Source organism: Rhizobium sp. ERR 942 (genome assembly GCF_007828395.1).
GTDB lineage: Bacteria > Pseudomonadota > Alphaproteobacteria > Rhizobiales > Rhizobiaceae > Rhizobium > Rhizobium dioscoreae.
This window is the reverse complement of sequence record NZ_VIUA01000001.1, coordinates 847,251-872,120: the sequence shown is the minus strand read 5'-3', so window position 1 is coordinate 872,120 and position 24,870 is coordinate 847,251. Positions and strand designations below refer to the sequence as shown.

22 protein-coding genes and 1 other RNA gene are annotated in these 24,870 nt (G+C 59.1%); 9 read left to right on the top strand and 14 right to left on the bottom strand.

What is annotated here, in order from left to right; genetic code table 11:
* Positions 1 to 5: 5 nt before the first annotated feature.
* The 9 genes from FBZ97_RS04270 to FBZ97_RS04230 form a co-directional block, all read right to left on the bottom strand.
* Positions 6 to 1,760 (bottom strand): penicillin-binding protein 2, encoded by a 1,755-nt coding sequence (locus FBZ97_RS04270; RefSeq protein WP_145316721.1) that lies wholly within the window; start codon positions 1,758 to 1,760, stop codon positions 6 to 8.
* On the bottom strand, positions 1,760 to 2,281 hold the full coding sequence (locus FBZ97_RS04265) for a hypothetical protein (protein ID WP_145316719.1): 522 nt from the start codon (positions 2,279 to 2,281) through the stop codon (positions 1,760 to 1,762). Before FBZ97_RS04265 ends, FBZ97_RS04270 begins: the two co-directional genes overlap by 1 nt.
* Position 2,282: 1 nt before the next feature.
* Positions 2,283 to 3,308, bottom strand: coding sequence for a 16S rRNA (cytosine(1402)-N(4))-methyltransferase RsmH (rsmH, locus tag FBZ97_RS04260; RefSeq protein ID WP_145316717.1), 1,026 nt, complete (start codon positions 3,306 to 3,308; stop codon positions 2,283 to 2,285).
* 14 nt (positions 3,309 to 3,322) lie between these two features.
* A complete protein-coding gene (gene mraZ / locus FBZ97_RS04255; protein ID WP_210296559.1) occupies positions 3,323 to 3,763 on the bottom strand; it encodes a division/cell wall cluster transcriptional repressor MraZ in 441 nt (146 codons plus the stop codon).
* Between the two features lie 430 nt (positions 3,764 to 4,193).
* Positions 4,194 to 4,593: RNase P RNA component class A (gene rnpB / locus FBZ97_RS04250), an RNA gene on the bottom strand.
* A 67-nt stretch (positions 4,594 to 4,660) separates the two neighbouring features.
* On the bottom strand, positions 4,661 to 5,854 hold the full coding sequence (locus tag FBZ97_RS04245; protein WP_145316712.1) for an FAD-binding oxidoreductase: 1,194 nt from the start codon (positions 5,852 to 5,854) through the stop codon (positions 4,661 to 4,663).
* 78 nt (positions 5,855 to 5,932) lie between these two features.
* Positions 5,933 to 6,490 (bottom strand): transglycosylase SLT domain-containing protein, encoded by a 558-nt coding sequence (locus tag FBZ97_RS04240; RefSeq protein ID WP_145316710.1) that lies wholly within the window; start codon positions 6,488 to 6,490, stop codon positions 5,933 to 5,935.
* Positions 6,491 to 6,757: 267 nt separating this feature from the next.
* The gene (locus FBZ97_RS04235; RefSeq protein WP_145316708.1) at positions 6,758 to 7,519 is read right to left on the bottom strand and encodes an N-acetylmuramoyl-L-alanine amidase; all 762 of its coding nucleotides are present in this window, start codon (positions 7,517 to 7,519) and stop codon (positions 6,758 to 6,760) included.
* Complete coding sequence (locus FBZ97_RS04230) at positions 7,516 to 8,226, bottom strand: DnaJ family molecular chaperone (RefSeq protein WP_113332898.1); 711 nt, start codon at positions 8,224 to 8,226, stop codon at positions 7,516 to 7,518. Before FBZ97_RS04230 ends, FBZ97_RS04235 begins: the two co-directional genes overlap by 4 nt.
* Positions 8,227 to 8,501: 275 nt before the next feature.
* On the opposite strand from FBZ97_RS04230, the gene FBZ97_RS04225 reads away from it, so the two are divergent.
* The 3 genes from FBZ97_RS04225 (at position 8,502) to FBZ97_RS04215 (ending at position 11,767) form a co-directional block, all read left to right on the top strand.
* Entirely contained in the window at positions 8,502 to 9,713 is a 1,212-nt protein-coding gene (locus FBZ97_RS04225; protein WP_145316705.1) for a pyrophosphate--fructose-6-phosphate 1-phosphotransferase, read from the top strand.
* 120 nt (positions 9,714 to 9,833) lie between these two features.
* Positions 9,834 to 10,469, top strand: coding sequence for a LysE family translocator (locus FBZ97_RS04220; protein ID WP_145316703.1), 636 nt, complete (start codon positions 9,834 to 9,836; stop codon positions 10,467 to 10,469).
* Positions 10,470 to 10,603: 134 nt separating this feature from the next.
* Positions 10,604 to 11,767, top strand: a complete 1,164-nt coding sequence (locus tag FBZ97_RS04215; RefSeq protein ID WP_145316701.1) for a lytic transglycosylase domain-containing protein — start codon at positions 10,604 to 10,606, stop codon at positions 11,765 to 11,767.
* A gap of 28 nt (positions 11,768 to 11,795) precedes the next feature.
* On the opposite strand, the gene FBZ97_RS04210 is transcribed toward FBZ97_RS04215, so the two are convergent.
* A complete protein-coding gene (locus tag FBZ97_RS04210) occupies positions 11,796 to 13,184 on the bottom strand; it encodes a serine hydrolase (protein WP_145316699.1) in 1,389 nt (462 codons plus the stop codon).
* 192 nt (positions 13,185 to 13,376) lie between these two features.
* Here FBZ97_RS04210 and FBZ97_RS04205 point away from each other — a divergent pair, with 192 nt between their 5' ends.
* The 5 genes from FBZ97_RS04205 to FBZ97_RS04185 all read left to right on the top strand — a co-directional run bounded on the left by FBZ97_RS04205 (position 13,377) and on the right by FBZ97_RS04185 (position 18,695).
* Positions 13,377 to 14,624 (top strand): DUF3419 family protein, encoded by a 1,248-nt coding sequence (locus FBZ97_RS04205; protein ID WP_113390594.1) that lies wholly within the window; start codon positions 13,377 to 13,379, stop codon positions 14,622 to 14,624.
* Positions 14,625 to 14,674: 50 nt separating this feature from the next.
* Positions 14,675 to 15,295, top strand: coding sequence for a class I SAM-dependent methyltransferase (locus tag FBZ97_RS04200; protein ID WP_186449462.1), 621 nt, complete (start codon positions 14,675 to 14,677; stop codon positions 15,293 to 15,295).
* A 214-nt stretch (positions 15,296 to 15,509) separates the two neighbouring features.
* Entirely contained in the window at positions 15,510 to 16,301 is a 792-nt protein-coding gene (locus tag FBZ97_RS04195; protein ID WP_145316695.1) for a GH25 family lysozyme, read from the top strand.
* A 79-nt stretch (positions 16,302 to 16,380) separates the two neighbouring features.
* Complete coding sequence (locus FBZ97_RS04190) at positions 16,381 to 17,625, top strand: lytic murein transglycosylase (RefSeq protein WP_069612552.1); 1,245 nt, start codon at positions 16,381 to 16,383, stop codon at positions 17,623 to 17,625.
* 143 nt (positions 17,626 to 17,768) lie between these two features.
* The gene (locus FBZ97_RS04185; protein ID WP_145316693.1) at positions 17,769 to 18,695 is read left to right on the top strand and encodes a DMT family transporter; all 927 of its coding nucleotides are present in this window, start codon (positions 17,769 to 17,771) and stop codon (positions 18,693 to 18,695) included.
* 413 nt (positions 18,696 to 19,108) lie between these two features.
* On the opposite strand, the gene metF is transcribed toward FBZ97_RS04185, so the two are convergent.
* The 4 genes from metF to FBZ97_RS04165 all read right to left on the bottom strand — a co-directional run bounded on the left by metF (position 19,109) and on the right by FBZ97_RS04165 (position 23,753).
* Complete coding sequence (metF, locus tag FBZ97_RS04180; RefSeq protein ID WP_145316691.1) at positions 19,109 to 20,011, bottom strand: methylenetetrahydrofolate reductase [NAD(P)H]; 903 nt, start codon at positions 20,009 to 20,011, stop codon at positions 19,109 to 19,111.
* A gap of 1 nt (position 20,012) precedes the next feature.
* Positions 20,013 to 21,038, bottom strand: coding sequence for a metalloregulator ArsR/SmtB family transcription factor (locus tag FBZ97_RS04175; protein WP_145316689.1), 1,026 nt, complete (start codon positions 21,036 to 21,038; stop codon positions 20,013 to 20,015).
* Between the two features lie 193 nt (positions 21,039 to 21,231).
* Positions 21,232 to 22,881: an energy-dependent translational throttle protein EttA gene (gene ettA, locus FBZ97_RS04170; RefSeq protein WP_069612556.1), complete on the bottom strand. Its 1,650-nt coding sequence runs from the start codon at positions 22,879 to 22,881 to the stop codon at positions 21,232 to 21,234.
* Positions 22,882 to 23,006: 125 nt separating this feature from the next.
* Positions 23,007 to 23,753 carry a ribonuclease gene (locus FBZ97_RS04165; protein WP_145316687.1) on the bottom strand — a complete coding sequence of 249 codons (747 nt, stop codon included), beginning with the start codon at positions 23,751 to 23,753 and terminating at the stop codon, positions 23,007 to 23,009.
* A 165-nt stretch (positions 23,754 to 23,918) separates the two neighbouring features.
* Between FBZ97_RS04165 and FBZ97_RS04160 the strand changes: the two genes are divergently transcribed.
* Complete coding sequence (locus FBZ97_RS04160) at positions 23,919 to 24,851, top strand: alpha/beta hydrolase (RefSeq protein WP_145316685.1); 933 nt, start codon at positions 23,919 to 23,921, stop codon at positions 24,849 to 24,851.
* The last annotated feature ends 19 nt before the right edge of the window (positions 24,852 to 24,870 follow it).

The following is a 24,870-nucleotide window of genomic DNA, read 5'->3' as shown; positions in this document are numbered from 1 at the left end:
CACGCTTAATAAGACGCCAGCAAGGCCGAGTCATCTTTTCCAAAACTGGGCTGTACCCCGAGAATTGGCGCCGCGCGGGCGACGATGTCGCGGGCGATCGGCAACGCCGTGAAGGCCGAAATCGTCCCGCCGCCACGCTCGCCGCTCTTCGGCTCGTCGATGAAGGTCATGACGATGTATTGCGGATTGTCGATCGGAAACACGGCCATGAAGGTGTTGAAGTTCAGCGTATTGGAATACCGGCCGTTGACCACCTTGTCGGCCGTGCCGGTCTTGCTGCCGACATTGTAGCCGGGAACGCGGGCGTTGCGACCCGAGCCCCTGGTGCCGTTGAACTCGAGCAGGAAGCGCACGTCATCACTGGTGCTCTTCTTCACGACCATCTTGGCGATGGCATCGGCCTGATCACGCGTGCGCGGCAGGAAGGTCGGCTCGATCAGCTTGCCGCCATTGACGAGCGCTGCTCCCGCGACGGCTGTCTGCAAGGGCGTCGTCGAGACGCCGTGACCGAAGGAGATGGTGATCGAATTGATCTTCTTCCAGACGCGTGGCTGCGACGGCATCTTCACCTCGGGCAATTCGGTCTGCATCTTCGTGAGCAGGCCGATACGGGTAAGGAACTCCTTATGCCCCTCGATCCCGACAAGATCGGCGATCTTGGCCGTGCCGATGTTCGAGGAGTACTGGAAAATTTCGGGAACCGTCAAAACGCGGCGCTGACCGTGGAAATCCTTGATGGTAAAGCCGCCGATGCGAATGGGGTTGGTTGCGTCGAAGGCGTCCCGCAACGTCACCTTGCCATCATCCAGCGCCATGGCCATGGTGAAGGTCTTGAAGGTCGACCCCATTTCGAACGTGCCATTCGTCATGCGGTTGAGCCAGCCTTCCGTGGCGCCCTCGTTCGGATAGTTCGGATCGAAGTCCGGAGCCGAGGCCATACCGAGAACCTCGCCAGTGTGGACGTCGAGGACTGCGGCACCTGCGCCCTTGGCCTGGAAATTCTTGACGGCATTGACGACCGCATCGCGAACGATGCCTTGTACGCGCAGATCGATCGAAAGCTTCACCGGCTGCAGCGGCTGATCGTTGGTCATGCCCGCAGCAGCGAGGTCGGCAAGCCCCTGGTCGTCGATATATTTCTCCATGCCCGCAACGCCGCGATTGTCGATGTTGACATAGCCGAGAATATGGGGGGCAGTCGTACCGCCCGGATAGAAGCGGCGCTTCTCCGGACGAAAGCCGATGCCCGGAATGCCGAGCGCCAAAATCTGGTTCTGCTGCTTCGGCGTCAGCTGCCGACGGAGCCAGGCAAAGTGCGAGGATTTCGCCGAAAGCTTCTTGTAGGTGGATTTGGTATCGAGATCCGGCAGAACCTTGCGCAATTCCTCGACGGCTTCGTCCGCGTCGATGATCTTGTTCGGCTCGGCAAACAGCGAGACCGTGCGGATGTCGGTTGCCAGCAGGGCGCCATTACGGTCGACGATATCAGGACGCGAAGCCATCAGACGATCCGGAGGCAGAATGCTTGATGTCATCTCAGGCAATGTCATGGCGAATTGGACAAGCCGGCCGCCGATCACGCAATAGACGGCGACGAAGCTTGCGACCAAAAGGATGACGCGGCTCTTTGCCTGACTGGACTTGCGCTTGCGCACGCCCTCAAAGCTCGAACGAGAAAAGCCGTCGCTTGGGCGGTTGTTGCCGTCCGTGGAGAAGTGGGCCTTGCTCTTCAGGACCATGATGCGCGAAAGAAAAGACATTAATCCCTCACCGATCCCGTTGCCATGTTGTCGACATCCGGCTTCTTGCGCTTGGCAAGAGCAGGCGGTTTCGGTCGCGGCGCCGGAGCGGCCGCGACATCGGCGATGGCCTTCCTGATCTGAGCATCCGTCGTATCGCCGTTGCTCGAGGCCACCGATGCGCCGCTCTTGGCACCGCCTGCCTTGCCGCCCTTCGGATCGTTGGAGGCCGTTACCGTCGGCGGCGGAAGCTGCGAGCGCAACATCGGCAATTCGCTCGGCTGAACGATCGCCGTAGAGAGCGTCGGCTGCAGCTGAAGTTCGCTGTTGTAGGTGTTGACGAGGCGTTCGAGCCGGTTCGGCTGAGAAACCAGTGCCCAGTCCGCCTTGAGGAGATCGATCGTATCCCTCTCAAGCTTGATTTCGGATTCGAGGCGGCGAACCTCTTCCAGCTTCAGCTCGGCACGATGCTTGATCGTATAGGTCACGCTGGCCATGGCCGTCATGACGCCGATCAGCACAATGTCAAAAGTCTTCAGCATTTTAGCCCCCAAGCTTTCCAAGACTGGCGAGACTGGGCAGATCGAAGATCGAAAGATCTGCCGCTTCTGCCGGAGCCAAGGTGCGAACCCCCGCACGCAACTTGGCCGAACGAGCGCGCGGATTGGCTTCCGCTTCGGAATCGCTCGCAGAAATCATCGATTTGCCGACCGGCTCGAAAGTGGCGGGCCGCTCATTCACGATCGGCATGTGACGCGATCCGGCAGCACGACCCGAACGATCGGCGAAGAACTTCTTGACGATGCGATCCTCCAGCGAATGGAAGGTCACGACAACGAGGCGCCCGCCCGGCTTGAGGGCGCGCTCGGCTGCAAACAATGCCTGAGCCAGCTCACCGAGCTCGTCATTGACGAAAATCCGCAGAGCCTGAAAGACCCGCGTCGCCGGATGAATCTTGTCCTTCGCCTTTCTCGGCGTCACGACCTCGATCAACCCGGCCAGATCGCGCGTCGTCACGAAAGGAGCCTCCGCGCGCCGTTTCTCGATCGCGTGAGCGATGCGCGGCGCCTGCTTTTCCTCGCCCAAAAACACGAAGATGCGAATGAGATCAGCAAGCTTGGCGCGATTGACGACATCGGCGGCCGAGACACCGCTCGCCGACATACGCATGTCAAGCGGGCCGTTTTTGCTGAAGGAAAAACCGCGCTCGGCCTCATCGAGCTGCATGGAGGAGACGCCGATATCGAGCACGACGCCATCGAGACCGCCTTCAGGAGCATGCTCGACCAACTGAGAAAACTGCGATTGAATGAGCTTGAGATGGCCAGCATGGGCGGAAACGAGCGCCTGCCCTGCAGCAATCGCTGTCGGATCGCGATCGAGCGCGATCACATTGGCGCCAGCCTTGAGGATGGCTGAGGTATAGCCGCCAGCCCCGAACGTTCCATCGAGGATGACCTTGCCAGGCGCCGGAGCCAGCGCCTCCAACACCTCGCGAAGAAGAACCGGAATGTGACGAACCGGTCCGCCACCGGCATCAGAAGAACCTCCGCCTGAATTCGCCGCCATTCCGTTTCCCCGCTTTATTCCGAGCGCCCGCCAGCCAGCCTGCGCTCCTCCCGTGCCTGCGACTGCAAGGCCAAGAAGGCCTCCGGTCGCCACAATTGAAAATGATCCGCCCGACCGACGAAGGTTACTTCGCTTGCGATCCCGGTGAAGTCGCGAATGAAATCCGTGACCATCAGCCGCCCTTCCGCATCGAGCTTCATGAAGACCCCGCCCCCGTGAATGAGGAGCGACATCTGGTTTGCCGCCGACGAAAACGGATCGTCCGCCGCAATCTGCCGCTCGAAGCGATCGAGCAGATCGAGACCACCGACGCTGATCGCCGGAAACACAAAATCCTGAAAGCAGTACAGCTCCTGGATATTGCGCTCGGCCAACACAGAACGAAACGCCGCCGGCACGGAAACCCGCCCTTTGGAATCGATCCGGTTGGTCGCATTTGACAGGAAGCGGTTCATGACGCGAAACACCCGTCCCCCATGACCCGCAAGCCGCTACTCGCTTACAGGCACAGCCAAAATCGGACACAGCTTCGCAAGCCGAAAGAGCCGACACCCCTTCGACACTCCCAGAACGGGAGCAATCATGGCTTTGCGATAATTGGGCTCTGATTTGCCCTTGTGCAGTGTTCTTTTGGGATACCATGGGACCATATGGGCGTCAATGGGATGAAGCCACGTCAGACGTGGCCGCAGCCTGAATATTCATAAGACGTTAAGTTTAACGAAAGGTTAGGATCAGCTTCAGGATTCGTCCCGAAACGGATTGTTTTCACAGGTTAAAACCCTCGTCTATCGAGGGCTGAAAGCCTTGAAATGCAGGGCATTCGGCAGCTTCAAAAATTATTTGGCGGAAGCGTTGAACGCACCGCCCGAAGTAGCGCGATGATTTGCCAGTTGGCCTGTAAGCCGGGTTCTGTATGGCTCCGGCCAAGACCGGAACGTGGCAGCCATTCATCTGGGACGCCGCTTGCGCGACGCCTCGTGCAACCCACCCGGATGACCGGCCCGGAAACAGGCTGGAGCGCTTGCGCGCTCCGTGTCATCCCTATTCGGTTTTGCTCCCGGTGGGGTTTTCCGTGCCGTCGCTGTTGCCAGAGACGCGGTGGGCTCTTACCCCACCCTTTCACCCTTACCCGATCCGGAGATCGGGCGGTTTGCTTTCTGTGGCACTTTCCCTGAGGTTGCCCCCGCCGGACGTTATCCGGCACCGTGTTTCCGTGGAGCCCGGACTTTCCTCACCCCATCGCCTTTCGGCATTGATGAAGCGCGGCTGCCCGGCCAACTGGCATAGGCTCATTAACCGAGACCGCCCGCAATTGCCACCGAAATATGCTGGTTTGTGAAGAGCGGATGTCAGTTGCGGAAATGCGCTGAGAAATCCGTGCTGTAGCCTTCGTCCTTGATTCGGCCTGTAAGCAGCAGTTCCGCCCCGAGCCGTCCGATTTCATCGGAACTCTTGGCGGCCGTACCGCAGCCACCCGTCAGAACCGCAACACGCGGTGAAGAGGTATAGCCGATCATGGGATAGCCCGTTGGCGAATAGGAGACGGCACAGGAATTAGTGAAAACCGGTGGCCGCCTCAGGCCGGGAACGAGCCCATGGAATATCCGCACCAGATGCTCGCGAGCCTTGTCGCGGCCGGCGGTGCGGAACCAGGCACGCAGTTCCGCCTCGGTCGTGAATTGCAAATCATCGGGATCGCCACCGATCTTCATGTAATATTTGCCGTCCGGATAGCGGATCGGCGGCAGCATATAGATGCTGTCCAAATCATCAGCCGCCTTCGATATTAGCGATGGCATGCCGGAGAGGGCTTGAGCTTCCGCCTCGCTCACCTCGAAGAAAGTGATCGTGCGGCCATAAACCTTCATCTCAACAGGTCGCGGCAAGAGATTCTCGGCAATGGAGAAACCGCCGGCAGCGAGCAATATCTTTTCGGCGCTGAATGTCTCGCCCTCGGCGGTCGTCACGACAGCTAGGCCGCCCTCGTCGCGGATCGACAGCGCCGTCTGCTTGATGACACGCGCGCCTGCCTTTTCCGCCAGCAGGGATTGTGCCTTGACCAGCCGGCGCGGGCTGATATGGCCGGCCCCATGCGGTTCGAAGACCCCTTCGCTTCCCGATGCGAAGGAGAAGAAGGGAAACTTCACCTTGAGCTCGGTATCATCGAGGATATCGGTTTGCACGCCGAGCCGCCTGGCCGCTTCCACGACATCGCCGACATAAGCTATTTCACCGCCCCGCTCCGGCCCGACAACAAGGCAGCCGACCGGAGCATAGAATTGAATGCCGCTATCCCGTTCGATATCCGCATAGCGGCTGATCGAACGGTTTGCGAGACGGGCCCAGTTCGTGTCCGGATCGATCGTGCGGGTGATGCGGCCCTCGTCGTAATGACTGCCGAAGACACCCTGATGGCTGGCGCGATCTTCAGGTTCATCCGGTCCGATGACGGCAACGCCGTCCGTTTGGTTTGCCAGATGACGGGCAGCGGCTGCCCCCATCATGCCCCGGCCAACGACGATGAACCTGAAATCCGCTGCCATGCTGTAACCCTCATCCATAGCCGCGATTTCGATAGCACGGAAAACGATTCCGCCCTATCCGAAATCCTGGCATGAATGTCAGTCCAGAAGGGCAAGCACCTTGCCGCAATAACGCTTCGAGATCGGGTTCATGCGCGTGGCGCCGTGGCCGGCATTGTATTTGAGGATGGTGTTGCAGGTCGGCCCGCCGCCAAGGTCCTGCGCCATGGCAAGATATTTCATGCCGAACTTGATGTTCGTTTCGGGATCGTAGAGACCCTTGCTGCGGCCGGTATAGCCCATCAGCTTGGCGGTCGCCGGCTTGATCTGCATCAGGCCGATTTCGCCTGCACTTCCACGAGTTTTCGGATTGAAATTGCTTTCGATCTGAATGACGGCAGTGGCGAGTTCAACTGCAACGCCGTTCTGCTTGGCATATTTGGCAATCAGTGCGGAATAGCGATTTTGCCGTGCGAAGGAGGTCTCGGCGTCGCGCAATTCGGCGGGAACATTGGGAACCGGAAAGCCGGTGGTGCGGCTGACGATCTTGAGAGGAACCGTTTTCTGCTTCGCATGGCGCTCGCCTGCAGAGGCAGAATCATATCCCGCCAGCAGCACGCCCACGCATGCCACAGCCGCAACAATCAAATTTTTCATGTAGTCTTTTGTCTCCAGGGGCGGGACCGCGGATAGCGCAAGCCATCACGTCCGGCTGGAGGCAAAAAGAGCCGCCGGAATGCACAGTCCCCATTAGTCGTCTACGGTCGCGCGACACACAAACCCAGACGGCGCGACCGCCGTTCAGCGAGCGTCGTTAGACCAATGCAATGCGGAGATAATAGGGAAAAGCTGTGGCGCAGCAGGGCGTTACGCGTTTTCGCATCTATAGCCGGCTATAAACACCGATGACAGAACGGAACAAATTCAGGAATAGCGCGGCAGCGCGGCCAGCAGGCGATGCAGCGTATCGATCGTCGAAAAATCGGCAATGCCGTCCACTCGCTCCTGCCGGAAATGGCGCTGGAAGGCTTCAACGTCGCCCTTCAGTTTTTCCGAGAATTCGCCATTTATTTCAGTGCTGTAGCCATAGAGCGAGAGCATCGACTGCAAGGCCTCGATCGGCTGACCGACATCGCCCTTCTGGAAGAAGCGACCGCCGGTGATCGAAGCCGGCTCAACCCAGTGCCCGACACCGGCCGCAGCCAGCCGCGCCCAGGGGAATTTCTCGCCCGGATCGACCTTACGCACAGGGGCAACATCGGAGTGTCCAAGCACCCGTTCAGGCGCGATTGCCCAGCGTTGGCCGCAATCGCGACACAGTTCGATCACCGCTTCGATCTGCGCATCGGGGAATTCAGGCAGTCCGCCGGGATGGCCGGCATTGGCGATCTCGATGCCGATCGACGATGAATTGATATCGGTCTCGCCATGCCACGAACTCTTGCCCGCATGCCACGCTCGGCGCTCTTCGGGAACAAGCTGCATGATCCGCCCGTCCTCGAAGACGAAATAATGGCTCGACACTTGGCTCTCCGGACGACAGAGCCAATCGAGAGCGCCCTCAGCCGTGCCCATACCAGTATAGTGCAGAAGGATGATATCAGGCCGACGTCCATCCCGCCTCTCGCCATTGTTCGGCGAAGGCTGCACATGGGCGCGAGCGAAATCGGCCTTGAATGCACTCATGCTGCGCGGCGTTCTTTCTCGATCTCGGCATAAGCCGCATTCAGAGCCGCCATGCGTTCGTTCGCAATGGCATGGAACTCTTCCGGCACCCCACGCGACACGAGGCGATCCGGATGGTTCTCGTAGACGAGGCCATGGTAGCGACGGCGGATCGTCGGGAAATCGTCCTGGCGCGAGACGCCGAGCACCTTGTAGGGATCGCGGCCGCCAACATTCACATGGCGCGCCATGATCTGCTCGAACCGCTCTTCGCTCATATGGAAGATTTCGGCCACATGCTGAAGGAAATCCATTTCCTTCTCATGGATCAGGCCATCTGCCTTGGCGATATGGAAGAGCCCGTCGAGTACGTCTTCCAGCACGGGGCAATTCTTCGTGCAGGTCGCGCAAAGGGAGGACAGCCGTTCCGCATAGGCTTCGTAACCGGCCACGTCCTGGCGCGCCAGATTATAGAGACGGGCGACGTTTTTCGCCTGATCGGGCGGAAATTCGAAGATCTCGCGGAACGCGTTGACCTCGTTTTCCGTCACCACACCGTCTGCTTTCGCCATTTTGGCGGAAAGAGCGATTATGGCGACGGAAAATGCCACCTTACGGCGCGTTTCCGGATCGCCTTCAAAGACGGTGCGAATAGCCTCGACCACCGCCGACAGGGCATTGCCGGCAGTGCTACCGATAGCATTCAGCAATTTTTCCCAGAACGACATGCCGGTCTCTATATCCTACTGAAACAGTAGAACACCTTGATCAAATAATGGTTGCCATTGCAAGCAGTCCATTCGTCGCAAGCCCGAAAACACTTTTCACAATTTGGTAATGATGCTGCAAATGCGAACTATCGTCCAATCGCCCCGCCCCCGCTTTTGAAGACGGAACAAACCGCCGCTTTCTTAAATTCTTTACTTTACACCCTTGCCTGCCTGTCGCATCCATTCCACCGCAACCATTGAAATGAAGCAGCTTGTCTGCAAGGAGGATCCCCATGGCCAAACAGAAAGTCGCAATGCTCACTGCCGGTGGATTGGCGCCCTGCCTTTCGTCTGCCGTTGGCGGGCTGATCCAGCGCTATAGCGATGTGGCGCCCGATCTCGACATCATCGCCTATCGTTCCGGCTATCAGGGGGTTCTGCTGGGTGACAGCATCGAGGTGACGCAGTCCATGCGCGAGCGCGCCTATCTGCTGCATCGCTATGGCGGCTCGCCGATTGGCAACAGCCGCGTCAAGCTCACCAACATCGCAGACTGCGTCAAGCGCGGCCTGGTCAAGGAAGGCGAAAACCCGCTGCGCGTCGCAGCCGAGCGACTGGCGTCCGACGGTGTGACCATCCTTCACACGATCGGCGGCGACGACACCAATACGACGGCGGCCGATCTTGCTGCCTATCTTGGCGCCAACGGCTATGATCTGACCGTCGTCGGCCTGCCGAAGACTGTTGATAACGACATCGTGCCGATCCGTCAGTCCCTCGGGGCCTGGACAGCCGCCGAAGTCGGCGCTCACTTCTTCGACAATGTCAGCAACGAACAGACCGCAGCGCCGAAAACGCTCGTTATTCATGAAGTGATGGGCCGCCACTGTGGCTGGCTGACGGCGGCAACCGCGCGCGCCTATATCCAGAAGAGCAGCGCGAACGAATATGTCGAAGGCTTCATGATGAACGCCGAGATGAAGGGTATCGACGGCCTCTATCTGCCGGAAATGGCATTCGATATCGAGGTGGAAGGCGAACGCCTGCGCAATATCATGGAGAAGACCGGCCAGGTGACGCTCTTCGTATCGGAAGGTGCCGGCCTCGACGCCATCGTTGCCGAACGGGAAGCCTCCGGCGAAACCGTCAAGCGCGATGCCTTCGGCCACGTAAAGATCGACACGATCAATGTCGGCGGCTGGTTTCAGAAACAGTTCGCAGCGATCATCGGCGCCGAACGCTCCATGGTACAGAAGTCGGGCTATTTCGCACGCTCCGCCCCCGCAAACGGCGAGGACCTGCGCCTGATTCAGGGGATGGTCGACCTCGCGGTGGAAAGTGCCCTCAATAAGGTGTCCGGCGTCACGGGACATGATGAAGGTCAGGGCGGTAAGCTGCGCGTCATCGAATTCCCGCGCATCAAGGGCGGCAAGGCCTTCGATATCGCCACTCCCTGGTTCGCCGAAGTCATGGGCCATATCGGGCAGAAGTACTCACAAGCCTGACCGATCGGCGATCAATCGGCTTAATCGGTGGTCAATCCGCCTGATTGACAATCAGGCGGATTGACGGATCGCAAATCCAATGTCTTTGCTGACGGCGGAAGAGGAATAGAGGAGGATTCTATGTCCATCGAAACCTGGCTCGCTTTCGCCGCCGCATCCTGCATCATGCTGGCCATACCGGGTCCGACCATTCTCCTTGTCATATCCTATGCGCTCGGCCACGGCCGCAAGACGGCCCTGGCAACGGTGACGGGCGTGACGCTTGGCGATTTCACCGCGATGACCGCATCGCTAGCCGGTCTCGGCGCCCTCCTCGCCACATCAGCGACACTATTCACGATTCTTAAGCTGATCGGCGCAGCTTACCTCGTTTTCCTCGGAATCAAGCTCTGGAGAGCCCCGATTGTGACGGGTCCTCTCGGCGACAATGACAATCTCCCAGAGGAAAAACCGTTAAAAATTCTCTTACACGCATATGTTGTAACGGCTCTCAACCCGAAGAGCATCGTCTTTTTCATTGCATTCGTTCCGCAATTTCTCGACATGTGGAAGCCATTTCTTCAGCAAACGCTTATTCTGGAGGCAACTTTCCTCACTTTGGCGGCGCTGAACTCACTCATTTACGTGTTCGTCGCCGACCTGGCGCGCGGCTTCATTCGCAAGGCAAGCGTGCAGCGCGCCGTTAACAGAACGGGCGGAACCCTGTTGATTGCAGCCGGCGCAGTGACCGCCGGATACCGCCGGATGGCCGCCTGAGCCGGTGCAGGGTTGCGAGGCGATCACGGATAGGTTAATGGGGATTCATAATTTTATCGATCCTGTGACCGAATTTGGCGGTCCTGTGGCCGAATTGCATCGAAATTAGGTTTGGTTTTTTCGAAAGTGACAGAATGGTAACGATCGGATTTCCCAGCCTGAAGCGCAGCGTTGCCTTATCGGCAATGATGTGCGGCGCTCTCGCCGGGTGCGCAAGCACTCAGCAGCAGCAGACGTCTCAGGCAGAACTCCCGTCGGCACACGCCAACGTGCCGCATCCGAATACGACCCTGACCGCAACTGGCGCAGCTGCACCTGCAGGCGCCGCAATGGTCGCAGCAGCACCGGGCTTCATCGGCCCGCAGCAACCGCAACAAATGGCAATGGCAAAGTCCGGCCGTCTTGTTCCGGGCACTGCAAACGTGGCAGCAGCAACGGTAAGCCAGCAGCAGATGGATGCCGCACAGGGACGCTTCGGCGCGCCTGTGGCGAACGCTGCCAATCAGGGAACCGCCGCAATTGCTGCAGCAACGGGCGCGCCCGCCGGCAGCACGTCAGCCGCAGCGGCCTATGCAGCATCCGACGTGCCCCTGGTGCCTTCCGTGGTCGCGATTCCTATGCCCAATCCGGCACGTCCTGGCGATGCTGCCCTCACGCCAGTTTCCGCCTCCGTGGCTCAGAGCGAGCCGACCATTCCGATGACATCGGATGTGGCGGCCATTCAGGTTGCCGTGCCGACGCCGCGTCCGGATTCGATGGCACAGGCAGAGGTCGCCTTCGCCACGCCCGCCCAGATGGGTATTCCGCGCTATGCGGACAACCGCATGCATTATGACTTCAATTTCGACAGCAGCGGCCCGACGGTCGTTCCTGCTGTCATGACCACCACCAACACTCCCAATTACGATTCCGATGTCCCGGCGGCGGAGAAGGGCTACGTTTCGAAGCTCATTCAGAAATACGCCAAGCTTTACGAAATTCCGGAATCCCTGATCCATCGCGTCGTTCACCGCGAAAGCCGTTACAATCCGAAAGCCTATAATCGCGCCGGATATTTCGGCCTGATGCAGATCAAGTACAATACGGCCAAGTCCATGGGCTACGAAGGCCCGCCGTCCGGTCTCCTCGACGCCGAAACCAACATCAAATACGCCGCCAAATATCTGCGCGGTGCCTGGATGACGGCGGACAGCAAGGCTCAGAACAAGGAAGCCAATGCCGTGCAGCTCTATGCCCGTGGCTATTATTACGACGCCAAGCGCAAGGGCCTGACGGACGTCGCCAACGGCAATTACTGATTTTACCAAAACCTTATGGGAAGCCGGCCTAGTTCGTGGCCGGCTTTATTATATCCATGATCCGCTTCACCAGGATTTGCGGTCGATAATACGCCCAGGTCGGCGTCAACCCCATCCGCACGACAACGAGATTGGCCGACGGGACGATTGCGATCGTTTGGCCGTCGTGACCGGTCATCCAGAAGGTATCCGCAGGCAGGCCAAATTGCGCATTGGAGCCGCCGGGGCCTGCAAGCCAGGCCTGAACCTGCGAGTAAACGCCCTCGGAAGCCTTTGTCGGCGTGCGCATGGCGCCGACAAAGCCTTCCGGCAGCAGGCGATGCCCATTCCAGACCCCATCCTGCAGCAGAAAGAGACCAAAGCGCGCCCAGTCCCGGGCATTGGCATAGAGATAGGAGCTGCCGACGAAGGTGCCGCGCTCATCGGCCTCGAAAACGGCGCTGTACATGCCGAGCGGCCCGAAAAGCGCCTCGCGCGGATAGGAGATGGCAGCGCTCAGATTGGGCAGCCGGTTCATCCAGAGGCGCGAAAGCAGCGCTGCCGTACCGCTGGAATAGCTGAAACGCTCGCCGGGCGCAGCCAACTGATGCGCGTTGGCTGCGATACTGGTCACGTCCGGATCGAGATAGAGCATGCGTGTAACGTCCGATACAGTGCCATAGGATTCGTTGAAGGCAAGGCCGCTCTCCATGGCAAGAAGATCGCTGAGCTTGATATCCTTGCGTGGGTCCACGCTCCATTGCGGCAGAAGATTCTGATCGTCGAAGGACATACGCCCGGCCAGCATGAGCCGGCCGATGATGGCGGCATTGACCGTCTTGGTCATCGACCAGCCGATCAGCGGCGTTGCCTTGCTGAAGCCATCGCCATAGGACTCGGCGACAATGCGCCCGTCCTTGACGACAACGATCGCGCGCATGGCAGGCCCGGCGAGATCCAGATTCGATACGATATCGGCGAGCTTCTTCCCGACATCGCCCTGACCGAGGTTTACCGTATCCCCATCCGGCCACACAGCGTCGCTCTTCGGCGCCTTGACCTTGTTGAGGAAGACGGCGCTGCGGGCCGCCTGCAGATCACCGTCCGGCACCAGCGCGCAGCCGAGCGCCCCCCGATAGAGCGCACGGTTCGGCGCAAACAGTCCAAGGAAGCGGGCCGTGACGACGCCCTCGTCCCGGTCGACATAGACGCGAATGAGCTTCAATGCCGGATTGCCGGGAGCCTGCACATCCTCCTCCATCACTTTTTCCGGGTCCCGTTTGGCCACGAACGTATTGGAGCAGACGATCTTTGCCGCGTAGCCATCGCCAACCTTCAGCAATTCCGGCGGGTAAAGAGAGAGCCAGACGGCCCCGCCGGCGACAATGATCAGCAGCAGAACAACCAGAGCCGCGATCACTCTCGATATCAAACGCATATTACATACCCTCCAGAAAGGTAGGCGGAGACAATCAGGAAACGCAGCAAGATGAAAGACCTATGATGGTCAGGGCTCCTTAAATATGTGCAAGGATGCTTTTCCGCCGGATCTGCCAACAGCCCGCGTCATCAGACTGTAGCATTGCCGGGTTACACGCCCTGAACTTCACAAATCGGTGACAAGACTCAGATGACGGAATTCGCCCCGGATGCCGGTCTCCAAAAGAACCGGAAACTCAAGGACGCTCTGCTGCAGCACAAGGCATTGTCCAAAGCGGGTCTCTCCGAGCGCTTGTTCGGAATGCTATTTTCCGGCCTTGTCTATCCGCAGATCTGGGAGGATCCGGATATCGATATGGAGGCGATGGAGCTGCAGGCGCATCATCGCATCGTCACCATCGGTTCGGGCGGCTGCAACATGCTCGCCTACCTCTCGCAAAATCCCGCATCCATCGATGTCGTCGATCTCAATCGCCACCACATTGCCCTGAACAAGCTGAAGCTTGCAGCCTTCCGCCTGCTTCCCGGCCATGCGGACCTGGTGCGCTTCTTCGGAACGCCCGGCATTGCGGCCAATAGCCAGGCCTACGATCAGTTCATCGCGCCTCGCCTCGACGCGGCAACGGCGGACTACTGGAATGGTCGCGATCTCTATGGCCGCCGCCGCATCACGGTCTTCAACCGCAATATCTACAAGACCGGCCTTCTCGGCCGGTTCATTGGCGCCGCCCATATACTGGCACGCCTGCACGGCGTCCGCCTCGACAAGATGACGGAAGCCCGCACGATGCGCGAGCAGCGTCAGTTCTTTGAAGAGGAGATCGCTCCGATCTTTGACAAGCGAGCGGTCCGCTGGCTGCTCGGCCGCAAAAGCTCGCTCTTCGGCCTCGGCATCCCGCCGCAGCAATATGACGAGCTTGCAAGCCTGGCCGGTGACGATTCCATTTCCGCCGTGCTGAAACACCGCCTGGAAAAGCTAGCCTGTCACTTCCCGATGCGTGACAACTACTTCGCCTGGCAGGCATTCTCGCGACGCTACGCTGCCCAGCACCAAGGCCCCCTACCCACCTATCTCAAGCCGGAGCACTATGCGGCGATTCGCGCCAATGCCGATCGTGTGAGCGTCCATCACGCCAATTTCACCGAGCTTCTCGCTTCGAAGCCGGCAGCCTCGCGCGATCGCTATGTCCTGCTCGATGCGCAGGACTGGATGACCGATGAGCAACTCAATGGCCTCTGGGCGGAGATTACCCGCACGGCGCGCGAAGACGCCCGCGTCATCTTCCGCACGGCCGCCGAAAAGAGCATCATTGAGGGCCGCCTCTCTCCAGCGATCCGCGATCAGTGGGTCTATTTCGAAGAACGCTCACAGGAACTCAACACCCGTGACCGTTCGGCCATCTACGGCGGCTTCCATATCTACGGAAAAAAAGCGTGAGCCAGGCGGATACAGGCATAGAAACCAGCGCGAACAACCACGCCAAGCTGATGGACGGCATGTACCGCTATCAGCGTCACATCTATGATCTGACCCGCAAATATTACCTGTTCGGCCGCGATCGGACCATCGAACAGCTGAATGTGCCCGTCGGTGGCTCCCTCCTGGAAGTGGGCTGCGGCACAGGCCGCAATATGCTGCTCGCCTATCGGCGCTTCCCGTCCGCTCACCTCTATGGCCTCGATATCTCGCAGGAAATGCTGATCTCGGCACGCAGTAACTTCCGTGGCCTGAAACAGATGCCGGATTTTCGCGTCGCCGACGCTACAGCCTTTTCACCCGCCGATTTCGGCACCGATGGCTTCGACCGTGTGATGATCTCCTACGCGCTCTCGATGATCCCCGACTGGACAAGGGCTATCGACGCGTCGCTCGACGCAGTCGCGCAGGGCGGCGAGCTTCACATCGTCGATTTCGGCCAGCAGGAGGGATTGCCGGGCTGGTTCCGCGCCATGCTCAAAGGCTGGCTGAAGAAATTCCACGTCACTCCGCGCGCCGATCTTCTGACGGTGCTCGAAGAGAAGGCTGCAGCGCGAGGCATGTCGGTGAAAACCGAAAGAATCGGCCGCGGTTACGCCTGGCGAGCCGTGGCGGCACGGCACGGCGCCTGAGTGCCGATGGATTCCAGCGCAAAATCCGGCCTCGTAAGACGCCAAGCATAAGAATTTGCTTGAAGATAACGCATTTTTTACGTTGATATGGTGAATAAAGTGGCAAGACCAGCTGGCAACGGTATGGTCTGCCGCTCTTTCGGATTATCGGGGACCATATTACGGAAGCCAAGTCTTGGGGCAGCAAGATCACTCGCGCCATAACAGGATATCTATGCGCCGGCTTCTGGCATGCCTACTGCCGCTCGCTCTTGCCTTGACCGGCTGCACGACGGGCTACGATGCCCTGTCGACGGCGACTCTCCCCAAGACCAGGTTCGCCGATACGAAGCCACAGGATTTCGGCCGCGATCACCCGCAGCGCCATCCCATCCATGGCATCGATATTTCCAAGTGGCAGGGCGATATCGATTGGAAAGCCGTCAAGGGTTCTGGCGTGGCTTTCGTCTTCATCAAGGCGACAGAAGGCAAGGACCGGATCGATCCGCGTTTCTCTGAATATTGGAATGAAGCGAGCGCCGCGGGACTTCTGCATGCGCCTTATCATTTCTTCTATTTCTGCTCCACTGCCGATGAGCAGGCCGATTGGTTCATCCGTAACGTGCCGAGGGATGCCATGGCGCTTCCGCCCGTCGTCGACGTCGAATGGAATCCCGGCTCCCCCACCTGCAAGACCAGACCAGCGCCTGAAACGGTACGCAGCGAGATCAAACGCTTTATGGATCGCCTGCAGGCCTATTACGGCAAGCGCCCGATCATCTATACTTCGGTCGACTTCCATCGTGAAAATCTTGTCGGCTATTTCCAGGACTATCATTTCTGGGTCCGATCCGTCGCCAAGCACCCGAAAGAGACTTACGCAGGTCGCAACTGGGCTTTCTGGCAATACACATCTACGGGGGTCATTCCGGGGATCAAAGGCCCGACAGACATCAATGTTTTCGGCGGTTCTGAGCAGAACTGGCAAAACTGGGTGGCCGCAGTAGAGAAGCAGGGAAATTCTTAATACTGAGCCCATTTCACTCTTGCTTATGTCACAATCTTCTGTGAAAGCGACCCTATTCTATCACTAGGAAGGATCGCTCATGGATCGTCACACCATTCGACGCGGCGCTCTCGCGTTGCTCTTCGCCTCAGCCATGACCGGTACGGCATTGGCTCAAAGCGCGGCTCCGGCAACGGTGCCGCCCGCGAGCAGCGATGCCACTCCAAAAGTAGCCTGCGGCGGCGATCTCACGACATTTCTGGCCGGCGTGAAGGCCGAAGCGATTGCGGACGGCGCGGATGCTGCAGCCGCCGACAAGACGCTCGCCGGCGCCCAGATCGACCAGAAGGTTCTTGCCATGGACCGCAGCCAGGGCGTCTTCCGTCAAACCTTCCTCGAATTCTCCCAGCGCACCGTCAGCCAGGGTCGCCTCGACATCGGCCGCCAGAAGATGAAGCAATATGCCGACGTCTTCGCCAAGGCCGAACAGGACTATGGCGTGCCTCCCGGCGTCATCACCGCCTTCTGGGCGATGGAAACCGATTTCGGCGCCGTCCAGGGCAATTTCAACACCCGCAACGCGCTGGTCACTCTCTCGCATGATTGCCGCCGGCCGGACTTCTTCCGCCCGCGCCTGATCGCGCTGATCGAGCTCGTCCAGCGCGGCGATGTCGACCCGGCAACGACGACGGGTGCGTGGGCCGGCGAAATCGGCCAGACACAAATGCTGCCGCCCGATATCATCGCTTATGGCACGGATGGCGATGGCGACGGCCATGTCAACCTCAAGACCAGCGCACCTGACGTCATTCTGACGACAGCGCGATTCCTCCAGCATCTCGGCTTCCAGCGCGGTCAGCCCTGGCTGCAGGAGGTGACGGTTCCGGACAATCTTCCCTGGGAAAAATCCGGCATCGGCGGCCCGCTGACCGCGGGCGATTGGTTCAAGCTCGGCGTCACCCCCCGCGACGGCAATACGAGCTTCGGCTCCCTGCCGGCTGCTCTCATCCTGCCACAGGGTCGCAAGGGGCCCGCCTTCCTGACCTATCCGAACTACAATACCTATCTCGGCTGGAACCAGTCGTTTATCTACACGACATCGGCCGCCTATTTCGCGACGCGCTTTGCCGGCGCTCCGCCCTATAACAAGGGCAATCCCGAGCCGGGCCTGAACGATGTAGACATGAAGGCGCTTCAGACTAAGCTCGTGGCCCGCGGCTACGACGTCGGCAAGATTGATGGCATCCTCGGCTCCGGCACGCGTGTCGCGATCCAGAAGGAACAGTTCCGCCTGGGTATGCCGGCCGATGGCTGGGCAACGACAGCACTGCTCAACGCACTCTGATTTCCTCCATATATCGATCGAAAAAGGCGGCTCCAGGCCGCCTTTTTTGTATCTGCTCCCCTCACGCCCATGAGCAAAATAGCAAGAAACGGGTGGAGAACCCGCACTCTTCCGGTTTAGATGCATCGAAAGAGGAGAATGCCATGAACGGCCAACATCGAATGAACGCCTCGACCTGGGGCCTGCTGCTATTGCTCGGATTGATCTGGGGTGGTTCGTTCTTCTTCGCCCGTATCGCCGTTCATCATGTGCCGCCCTTCACGCTCGTCTTTCTGCGCCTTTCGCTGGCAGCCGTGGCATTGCATCTCTATCTGGCTGGTCGCCTCAACATCTATCAGTCCCTGCGCCGTTATTGGCCGCAATTTTTGCTGCTGGGCTTAATCAACAATGCGATACCGCATACGCTGATCTTCTGCGGCCAGACGCAAATGGGTGCCGGGCTCGCATCCATCCTGAACGCGACGACGCCGATGTGGACCGTGTTGATCGGCAATCAACTGACAACGGATGAGCGCCTGACATCGGCCAAGCTGGTCGGCTGCCTCACCGGCCTTCTCGGAACGATCGTGTTGCTCGGACCGAGCGTTACCAGCGGCGGCTCGGTACCCTTCTGGGCACTCATATTGCCGATCTTGGCAGCAATCTCCTACGGATTTGCAGCGATTTATGCCAAACGCTTCAAGGGCATCGCGCCGCCGGTTGTGGCAGCGGGCCAGTTGACAGGCTCCTCGCTCATCATGCTGCCGGTTGCGCTGGTGATCGACCAACCTTGGACGCTTGCCACCCCGCCGGTGACGGCAATTGCAGCCATTCTCGGCCTGGCGCTGCTGTCGACTGCTTTCGCCTACATCCTCTATTTTCGCATCATCGAACTTGCAGGCGCCACCAACACCTCCCTCGTCACTCTGCTCGTGCCGCCGAGCGCGTTATTGCTCGGCTTCCTCTTTCTCGGCGAGCGAATGGGGCTGACCGAAATCGCTGGCATGCTGCTCATCGCCGCAGGTCTGCTCGTCCTCGATGGGCGGCTTTTCATGTGGATGAAACGCGGCGTCAAAACGCGGGAAATATGATCTCCTGCTCCATTCAGATGGTCCGCAGTCACAACATATTAATATTTATTCACAGCCCGTCATTGAGCCAGCAATCGACATTTATAACGCAATATCAAAATGTTGCCGAAAGCTCATGAATCACACCACGAATTCGATACCGCGCCGCAGCATCGAATGTTCTTTCCAAGCAACACATTTTCGACATAAAATTTAACCGCTGACTGAGGAGGAAGACATGGGATTAACGCGATCCATCAACGTCCTAGTGGTCGGTGCGGCCTTCGCTTTCGTCGTGACGATGCTCTTCATCTGACGGCTTCGGCGAAATACGCAAACGACCAAACTCCGAAAAGCTAACAAAACCTCTGTTTCATTAGAAAAGCGCATGCCCCGCCGGACATGCGCTTTTTCATGAGTTCGCGCGACGTACTTTAGGCGGCCGCCCCGGCCCGCGCATCCACCTTGCGCTCAAGGCCCAGCCGTTCAAGCACGGCGGAAACCAGTGCCGAACGGTTCATTGTATAAAGATGAAACTCGTGAATACCACGGCGCACCAGATCCTGGATTTGCTCGGCGGCGACATCAGCTGCGACCTTGGCGCGCTCCTCGACATCCTCGTCCAAACCATCAAAACGCTCGTCGAGCCAGGTCGGAATATTCGTGCCGCAGGCGCCGGCGAAGCGCTTGAGTTGCGTCAGGTTCTGGATCGGCATGATGCCCGGCACGACGGGAATCTTGATGCCGGCGGCGCGAACGCGATCGTGATAACGCTCGAAGGCGTCATTATCGAAGAAGAACTGCGTCAGGGCCCGGTCGGCACCATTGTCCGCCTTGCGCTTCAGCATATCGATATCGGCTGCCGTATCCCGGCTTTCCGGATGCTTTTCAGGATAGGCAGAGACGGAAATATCGAAATCGCCGCGCTCGCGCAAAGCCTGCACCAGTTCCGCAGCATTGGCATAGCCGCCCGGATGAGGCTGATAGGCCGCGCCGACACCACCCGGCGGATCGCCGCGCAGCGCGACGAAACGGCGAACGCCGGTAGCCAGAAACTCGTCGATCACCCGATGCGTGTCCTCACGCGTGGCACCGACGCAAGTCAAATGCGATGCGGTCGTGAACGGCGTCTCATGGATCATCTTGCGCACGGCAGAAAGCGTCGGCGCTTTGGTCGAACCGCCTGCCCCATACGTAACCGAAACAAACTCAACGTCCCAATCGCTGAGCTCGTCAACGGTGTTCCACAGTTGCTGCTCGGCCTCCTCCGACTTCGGCGGAAAGAACTCGAAGGAGATGCGGATACCCGCGTTATGGCTTTCTGATCTCGAAGACATGTCAAACTCTCCCGGCAAGAATGGGGGATGACTGGTGGCCCTGGTCGGACGCAATCAGCAACCGCGGGTCGCGCGCCAGCCAGATGGTCACGGTCAGCGCCTGACCGCCTTCCCTCCCCGAATGAAGATCCTGCACGCGCTCCACATCCAGCCCCGCCAGTTTCAGCCAATCCGAAATGGCCTGATGCGAGAAGCCGAGACGCAGATGCGCATGTTCGTCACGCAGATATTCAAGCCCATGCGGCGCGAGGTCGATGATGACAAGCCGGCCGCCGGGCCGCAGCATTCGCGCCGCCTCATTAATGGCAACCTCCGGCTGATCAAGGAAGTGCAGCACCTGATGGATGGTAATGAGATCGAAATCCTGCTGCTCGAGCGGCAGGTTGAAAATATCGCCATGCCGCACCGAGGCAGCGGTGATATTGGCCCGATCGAGATTGGCGCGCGCAACGGCCAGCATGTCGCGGCTGGCATCGATGCCGACGGCGCGGCGATAATGTCCTGCCAGAAGCTGCAGCATCCGGCCCGTACCCGTGCCGAGATCGAGAAAGGAGTCGATCGGCTGCGGACCGATGAGATCGATCAGCGCCTTGTCGACATCCTCGTCGGCGACATGCAGGCGACGCAACTCATCCCATTCGGCGGCATTCCGGCTGAAATAGGCCTGCGCGCGTTCGGCGCGGATACGCTTTACGGAGGCGAGACGTTCCCCGTCACGCAGCAGCACCGTATCCTTTTCGGCGGTATGGCGCAGAAGGCTGCGGGCGAGCGTCACGGCCTTGCCCTCCTGTTTCAGGCGGAAATAGGCCCAGGCGCCCTCCTGGTAACGATCGATCAGACCGGCTTCGCCGAGCAGTTTGAGATGTCGGGAAATGCGAGGCTGCGACTGACCGAGAATTTCGGTAAGATCGGTCACTGTGAGATCACCGGCTGCCAGTAGCGCCAGAAGACGCAGCCTAGTCGGCTCGCCGACCGCCTTCAGCACGTCTACTACGTCATCCAAGCCGAGTTTAACCAGATCCGTCATTTCACACCCAATCAAGATATAAAGATATCTTTATGTGATTTGAGTGGACTCTGCAAGGGCTAATCACCGAAGACGCCGGCAGGGCGTCGGAAATCTGTTAGTTTTTGTCGGCTGGGGAATATATGCGTCCTGCCCCAAGACAAAGAAAAACCCCGGACGTGCCGGGGTTCTCCATGACGGAAAGATAGCAAACTTACCGTGTCAGACGCTTGTGTGCCTGGCTGCCCGGATTGAGAGCATCGGGGCCGAGGCGGCGGACCTTGTCCTGTTCGTAATCTTCGAAATTGCCTTCGAACCATTCGACATGGCCGTCACCTTCAAAGGCCAGGATATGCGTGGCCAGGCGGTCGAGGAACATGCGATCGTGGCTGATGATGATGGCGCAGCCGGCGAAGTTTTCGAGTGCGCTTTCCAGCGCTCCCAGCGTTTCCGTATCGAGGTCGTTGGTCGGTTCGTCGAGCAGAAGCACGTTGCCGCCGGACTTCAGCATCTTGGCTAGGTGCACGCGGTTGCGCTGACCGCCAGAGAGACTGCCGACCTTCTGCTGCTGGTCGCCGCCCTTGAAGTTAAAGGCGCCGCAATAGGCGCGCGAGTTCATGTCGAACTTGCCGAGCTTGATGATTTCGGCGCCGCCGGAGATTTCCTCCCATACCGTCTTATTGCCATCAAGCGCGTCGCGGCTCTGGTCGACATAGCTGAGATGCACCGTCTCGCCGATGCGGATCGAGCCGGAATCCGGCTTTTCCTGGCCGGTGATCATCTTGAACAGGGTCGTCTTGCCGGCGCCGTTCGGGCCGATGATGCCGACGATGCCGCCGGGCGGCAGCTTGATCGACAGATCGTTGATCAGGGTGCGGCCTTCGAAACCCTTGGTGATGCCCTCCATCTCGATCACCACCTGGCCGAGACGCTCGCTGACCGGAATGATGATCTGCGCATCGCCAGGACGCTGATTTTCAGCAGCATCGACCAGCTGTTCGTAAGCGTTGATACGCGCCTTGGACTTGGCCTGACGGGCCTTGGGGCTGGAGGCGATCCATTCCTGTTCGCGGCTGATCGCCTTCTGGCGGCCAGCTTCTTCGCGAGCTTCCTGCAGCATGCGCTTGGCCTTGGCCTGCAGATAGGCGGAGTAGTTGCCTTCGTATGGAATGCCGCGGCCGCGGTCGAGTTCGAGAATCCAGCCGGTAACATTGTCGAGGAAGTAGCGGTCGTGGGTGATCATCATCACGGCGCCCGGATAGTCGCGCAGGTGCTTTTCCAGCCAGGCAATGGTCTCAGCGTCGAGATGGTTGGTCGGTTCGTCGAGCAGCAGCAGGTCCGGCTGCGAGAGAAGCAGGCGGCAAAGCGCGATACGGCGGCGCTCACCGCCGGAAAGGCTGGTGACTTCGGCATCGCGCGGCGGGCAGCGCAATGCATCCATGGCCATTTCCACCTGGCTTTCCAGATCCCAGAGGTTCTGGCTGTCGATGATGTCCTGGAGCTTGGCGCCCTCTTCCGCCGTCTCGTCGGAATAGTTCATCATCAATTCGTTGTAGCGATTGAGGATTTCGGTTTTCTTGGCAACGCCTTCCATGACGTTTTCGAAAACCGTCTTGTTGGGATCGAGCTGCGGCTCCTGCGGCAGATAGCCGATGGTGGCGCCTTCGGCGAGCCAGGCTTCGCCGGTATATTCCTTGTCGAGGCCGGCCATGATGCGTAGCACGGTCGACTTACCTGCACCGTTCGGACCGAGAATACCAATCTTGGCATCGGGGTAGAAGGAGAGATGGATATTCTCGAGAATTTTCTTGGCGCCATAGGACTTATTCAGACCGGCCATATGATAAATGAACTGACGTGCCATAGCTTGGGTTGCTCCACGGACGAATAGCGTTGCGAGTTGTGCCGCTATGTAGGGGAAACCCCGCCCTCGGGCAACGGCGAAACCTCGTCCGAGGGCATTATCCGCGTCAGAAAAGCCGTATTTTCTCAGAAGCCGGCCGCGTCCACCACGCCCCGATCGCAGCCGAAGGAGGTGCTGCCGGCACCTTGGATCAGTTTGGCGAGCCGCGGCTCACTGCCTTGTTGCGGATCGATCGCATCCTCCGAGAGGCCGATGGTCAGCTCTGAAATCATCCTGACATCGCCGACACGGCGGCAGCTCATCTTGATGCGCGCATTGGCGCCCTCGCCGAAACTCTGGTCGAAGGCTGCCTTGATGCTCTCGGCATCCAGCTCCTTGCCGATATTCTGGGCGAAGAGATCGCGCACAGCAGATGTATTGAGCTCGGCGATCAGGCCTGCGGCGATGGAGAAATATTGATCTGCACTCAGCTTCGTGCAGGTGCCGTGCTTGATCCATTCATGCCGTTCCAGGCCCGATTGTGTGCCCGGCATTACCTTATCGAGCTTCACCTTCACGTCTTGGGAAAGCTGTACCACCGGCAGGTCCTTCCAGTCACGGCCACGATCCGCCTGTTTCAGATCCTCGGAAACATCGCAATATTCCTGCCGCATCGGCCAGAGACCATGCAGCGAGAAATTCGTCGCGTCATGATTGTTCGACGATTGGTTCCGGCATTCCGCCTTCTTCTGGTTCGTCTGACAAAATGCCGGCTCCCAGCTTGCCGCCAGGATAAAGCGCGTCCGTCCACGGCTATGCTCCTGCGCCATAGCGCTTGCCGCCGCCCCGACCGAAACGAGCACAACCGTAAATACCCGAAGCCACTGCTTCATGCGTACCTCCAACTAGAACATTATAGGAACAAATAAGCAGTTTGAGCGAGCGGGCGCAATCCTGAATCGCAGCGCTCGGAAAGATTTATTTCTGTGAGCTTTACCACCTATCCATTGCAATCGGGCGGATGATGACCTTTCGTCCAACTGGGGAGGAACGAATATATGTTCGCCGAGACGAAGCGCCTGAAAAGTCCGACGGGCGCAACCCTTGCCTACCATCATTTGCCGGCGGCAACCGATGCTCGCGGCGTCCTGCTGATATCGCACGGTCTTGCCGAGCATTCCCGCCGATACGAGGCCTTTGCCGATGCGATGGCAGGCCAAGGCTTCCATGTCTATGCCCACGATCATCGCGGCCATGGCGAGACCACCGCCCCTGACGCGCCGATCGGCCGCTTTGCCCTGAGAAATGGTGTCGAACAGGTGATCACCGATGTGCTCGCCATGCGCGAGCTTGCCGCAAGTACCCATCCCGGCCTGCCGATCATCCTGTTCGGGCATTCCATGGGTGGATTGATCAGCCTGAACGCGGCCGTCACGCATCCGGACAAGTTCGATGCGGTCACCGTCTGGAATTCCAATTTTAATCCAGGCCTCGCCGGCCGCGCCGCCCAGCTCATCCTGAAAACGGAGCGCATGTTCAAGGGATCGGACGTCCCGAGCGGGCCGCTGCCGAAACTGACCTTCGGCACCTGGGGTAAATCGATCAGCAACCGTCGCACGGATTTCGACTGGCTCTCGCGTATTCCTGGGCAGGTGGACAAATATATCGCTGATCCGCTTTGCGGCTTCGATGCCTCGGTCTCGCTCTGGCTCGACCTGTTCGAACTTACCTTCCGCGCACCACAGAAGGCGCATCTCGATCGTCTCCGCCGCGACACACCGATTCATCTCGTCGGCGGCGGCAAGGATCCGGCAACCGACAATGCGAAAGCGATTTCCTGGCTGGCAAAGCATTTGAAAAAAGCCGGCTTCTCTCGTATCACCACCGAGATCTATCCCGACATGCGGCACGAGACGCTCAACGAAATCGGTGCCGAGGACGCCATCTCCCGCTTTGCCGACTGGTGCAGAACGGCGGTGGCAAAGACCTGATTCTCAAGGAAATTCTGCA

Coding starts and splice junctions, on each gene's coding strand:
- FBZ97_RS04270 (WP_145316721.1), bottom strand. CDS start 1,760: ATGTCTTTTCTTTCGCGCATCATGGTCCTGAAGAGCAAGGCCCACTTC.
- FBZ97_RS04265 (WP_145316719.1), bottom strand. CDS start 2,281: ATGCTGAAGACTTTTGACATTGTGCTGATCGGCGTCATGACGGCCATG.
- rsmH (WP_145316717.1), bottom strand. CDS start 3,308: ATGGCGGCGAATTCAGGCGGAGGTTCTTCTGATGCCGGTGGCGGACCG.
- mraZ (WP_210296559.1), bottom strand. CDS start 3,763: ATGAACCGCTTCCTGTCAAATGCGACCAACCGGATCGATTCCAAAGGG.
- FBZ97_RS04245 (WP_145316712.1), bottom strand. CDS start 5,854: ATGGCAGCGGATTTCAGGTTCATCGTCGTTGGCCGGGGCATGATGGGG.
- FBZ97_RS04240 (WP_145316710.1), bottom strand. CDS start 6,490: ATGAAAAATTTGATTGTTGCGGCTGTGGCATGCGTGGGCGTGCTGCTG.
- FBZ97_RS04235 (WP_145316708.1), bottom strand. CDS start 7,519: ATGAGTGCATTCAAGGCCGATTTCGCTCGCGCCCATGTGCAGCCTTCG.
- FBZ97_RS04230 (WP_113332898.1), bottom strand. CDS start 8,226: ATGTCGTTCTGGGAAAAATTGCTGAATGCTATCGGTAGCACTGCCGGC.
- FBZ97_RS04225 (WP_145316705.1), top strand. CDS start 8,502: ATGGCCAAACAGAAAGTCGCAATGCTCACTGCCGGTGGATTGGCGCCC.
- FBZ97_RS04220 (WP_145316703.1), top strand. CDS start 9,834: ATGTCCATCGAAACCTGGCTCGCTTTCGCCGCCGCATCCTGCATCATG.
- FBZ97_RS04215 (WP_145316701.1), top strand. CDS start 10,604: ATGGTAACGATCGGATTTCCCAGCCTGAAGCGCAGCGTTGCCTTATCG.
- FBZ97_RS04210 (WP_145316699.1), bottom strand. CDS start 13,184: ATGCGTTTGATATCGAGAGTGATCGCGGCTCTGGTTGTTCTGCTGCTG.
- FBZ97_RS04205 (WP_113390594.1), top strand. CDS start 13,377: ATGACGGAATTCGCCCCGGATGCCGGTCTCCAAAAGAACCGGAAACTC.
- FBZ97_RS04200 (WP_186449462.1), top strand. CDS start 14,675: ATGGACGGCATGTACCGCTATCAGCGTCACATCTATGATCTGACCCGC.
- FBZ97_RS04195 (WP_145316695.1), top strand. CDS start 15,510: ATGCGCCGGCTTCTGGCATGCCTACTGCCGCTCGCTCTTGCCTTGACC.
- FBZ97_RS04190 (WP_069612552.1), top strand. CDS start 16,381: ATGGATCGTCACACCATTCGACGCGGCGCTCTCGCGTTGCTCTTCGCC.
- FBZ97_RS04185 (WP_145316693.1), top strand. CDS start 17,769: ATGAACGGCCAACATCGAATGAACGCCTCGACCTGGGGCCTGCTGCTA.
- metF (WP_145316691.1), bottom strand. CDS start 20,011: ATGTCTTCGAGATCAGAAAGCCATAACGCGGGTATCCGCATCTCCTTC.
- FBZ97_RS04175 (WP_145316689.1), bottom strand. CDS start 21,038: ATGACGGATCTGGTTAAACTCGGCTTGGATGACGTAGTAGACGTGCTG.
- ettA (WP_069612556.1), bottom strand. CDS start 22,881: ATGGCACGTCAGTTCATTTATCATATGGCCGGTCTGAATAAGTCCTAT.
- FBZ97_RS04165 (WP_145316687.1), bottom strand. CDS start 23,753: ATGAAGCAGTGGCTTCGGGTATTTACGGTTGTGCTCGTTTCGGTCGGG.
- FBZ97_RS04160 (WP_145316685.1), top strand. CDS start 23,919: ATGTTCGCCGAGACGAAGCGCCTGAAAAGTCCGACGGGCGCAACCCTT.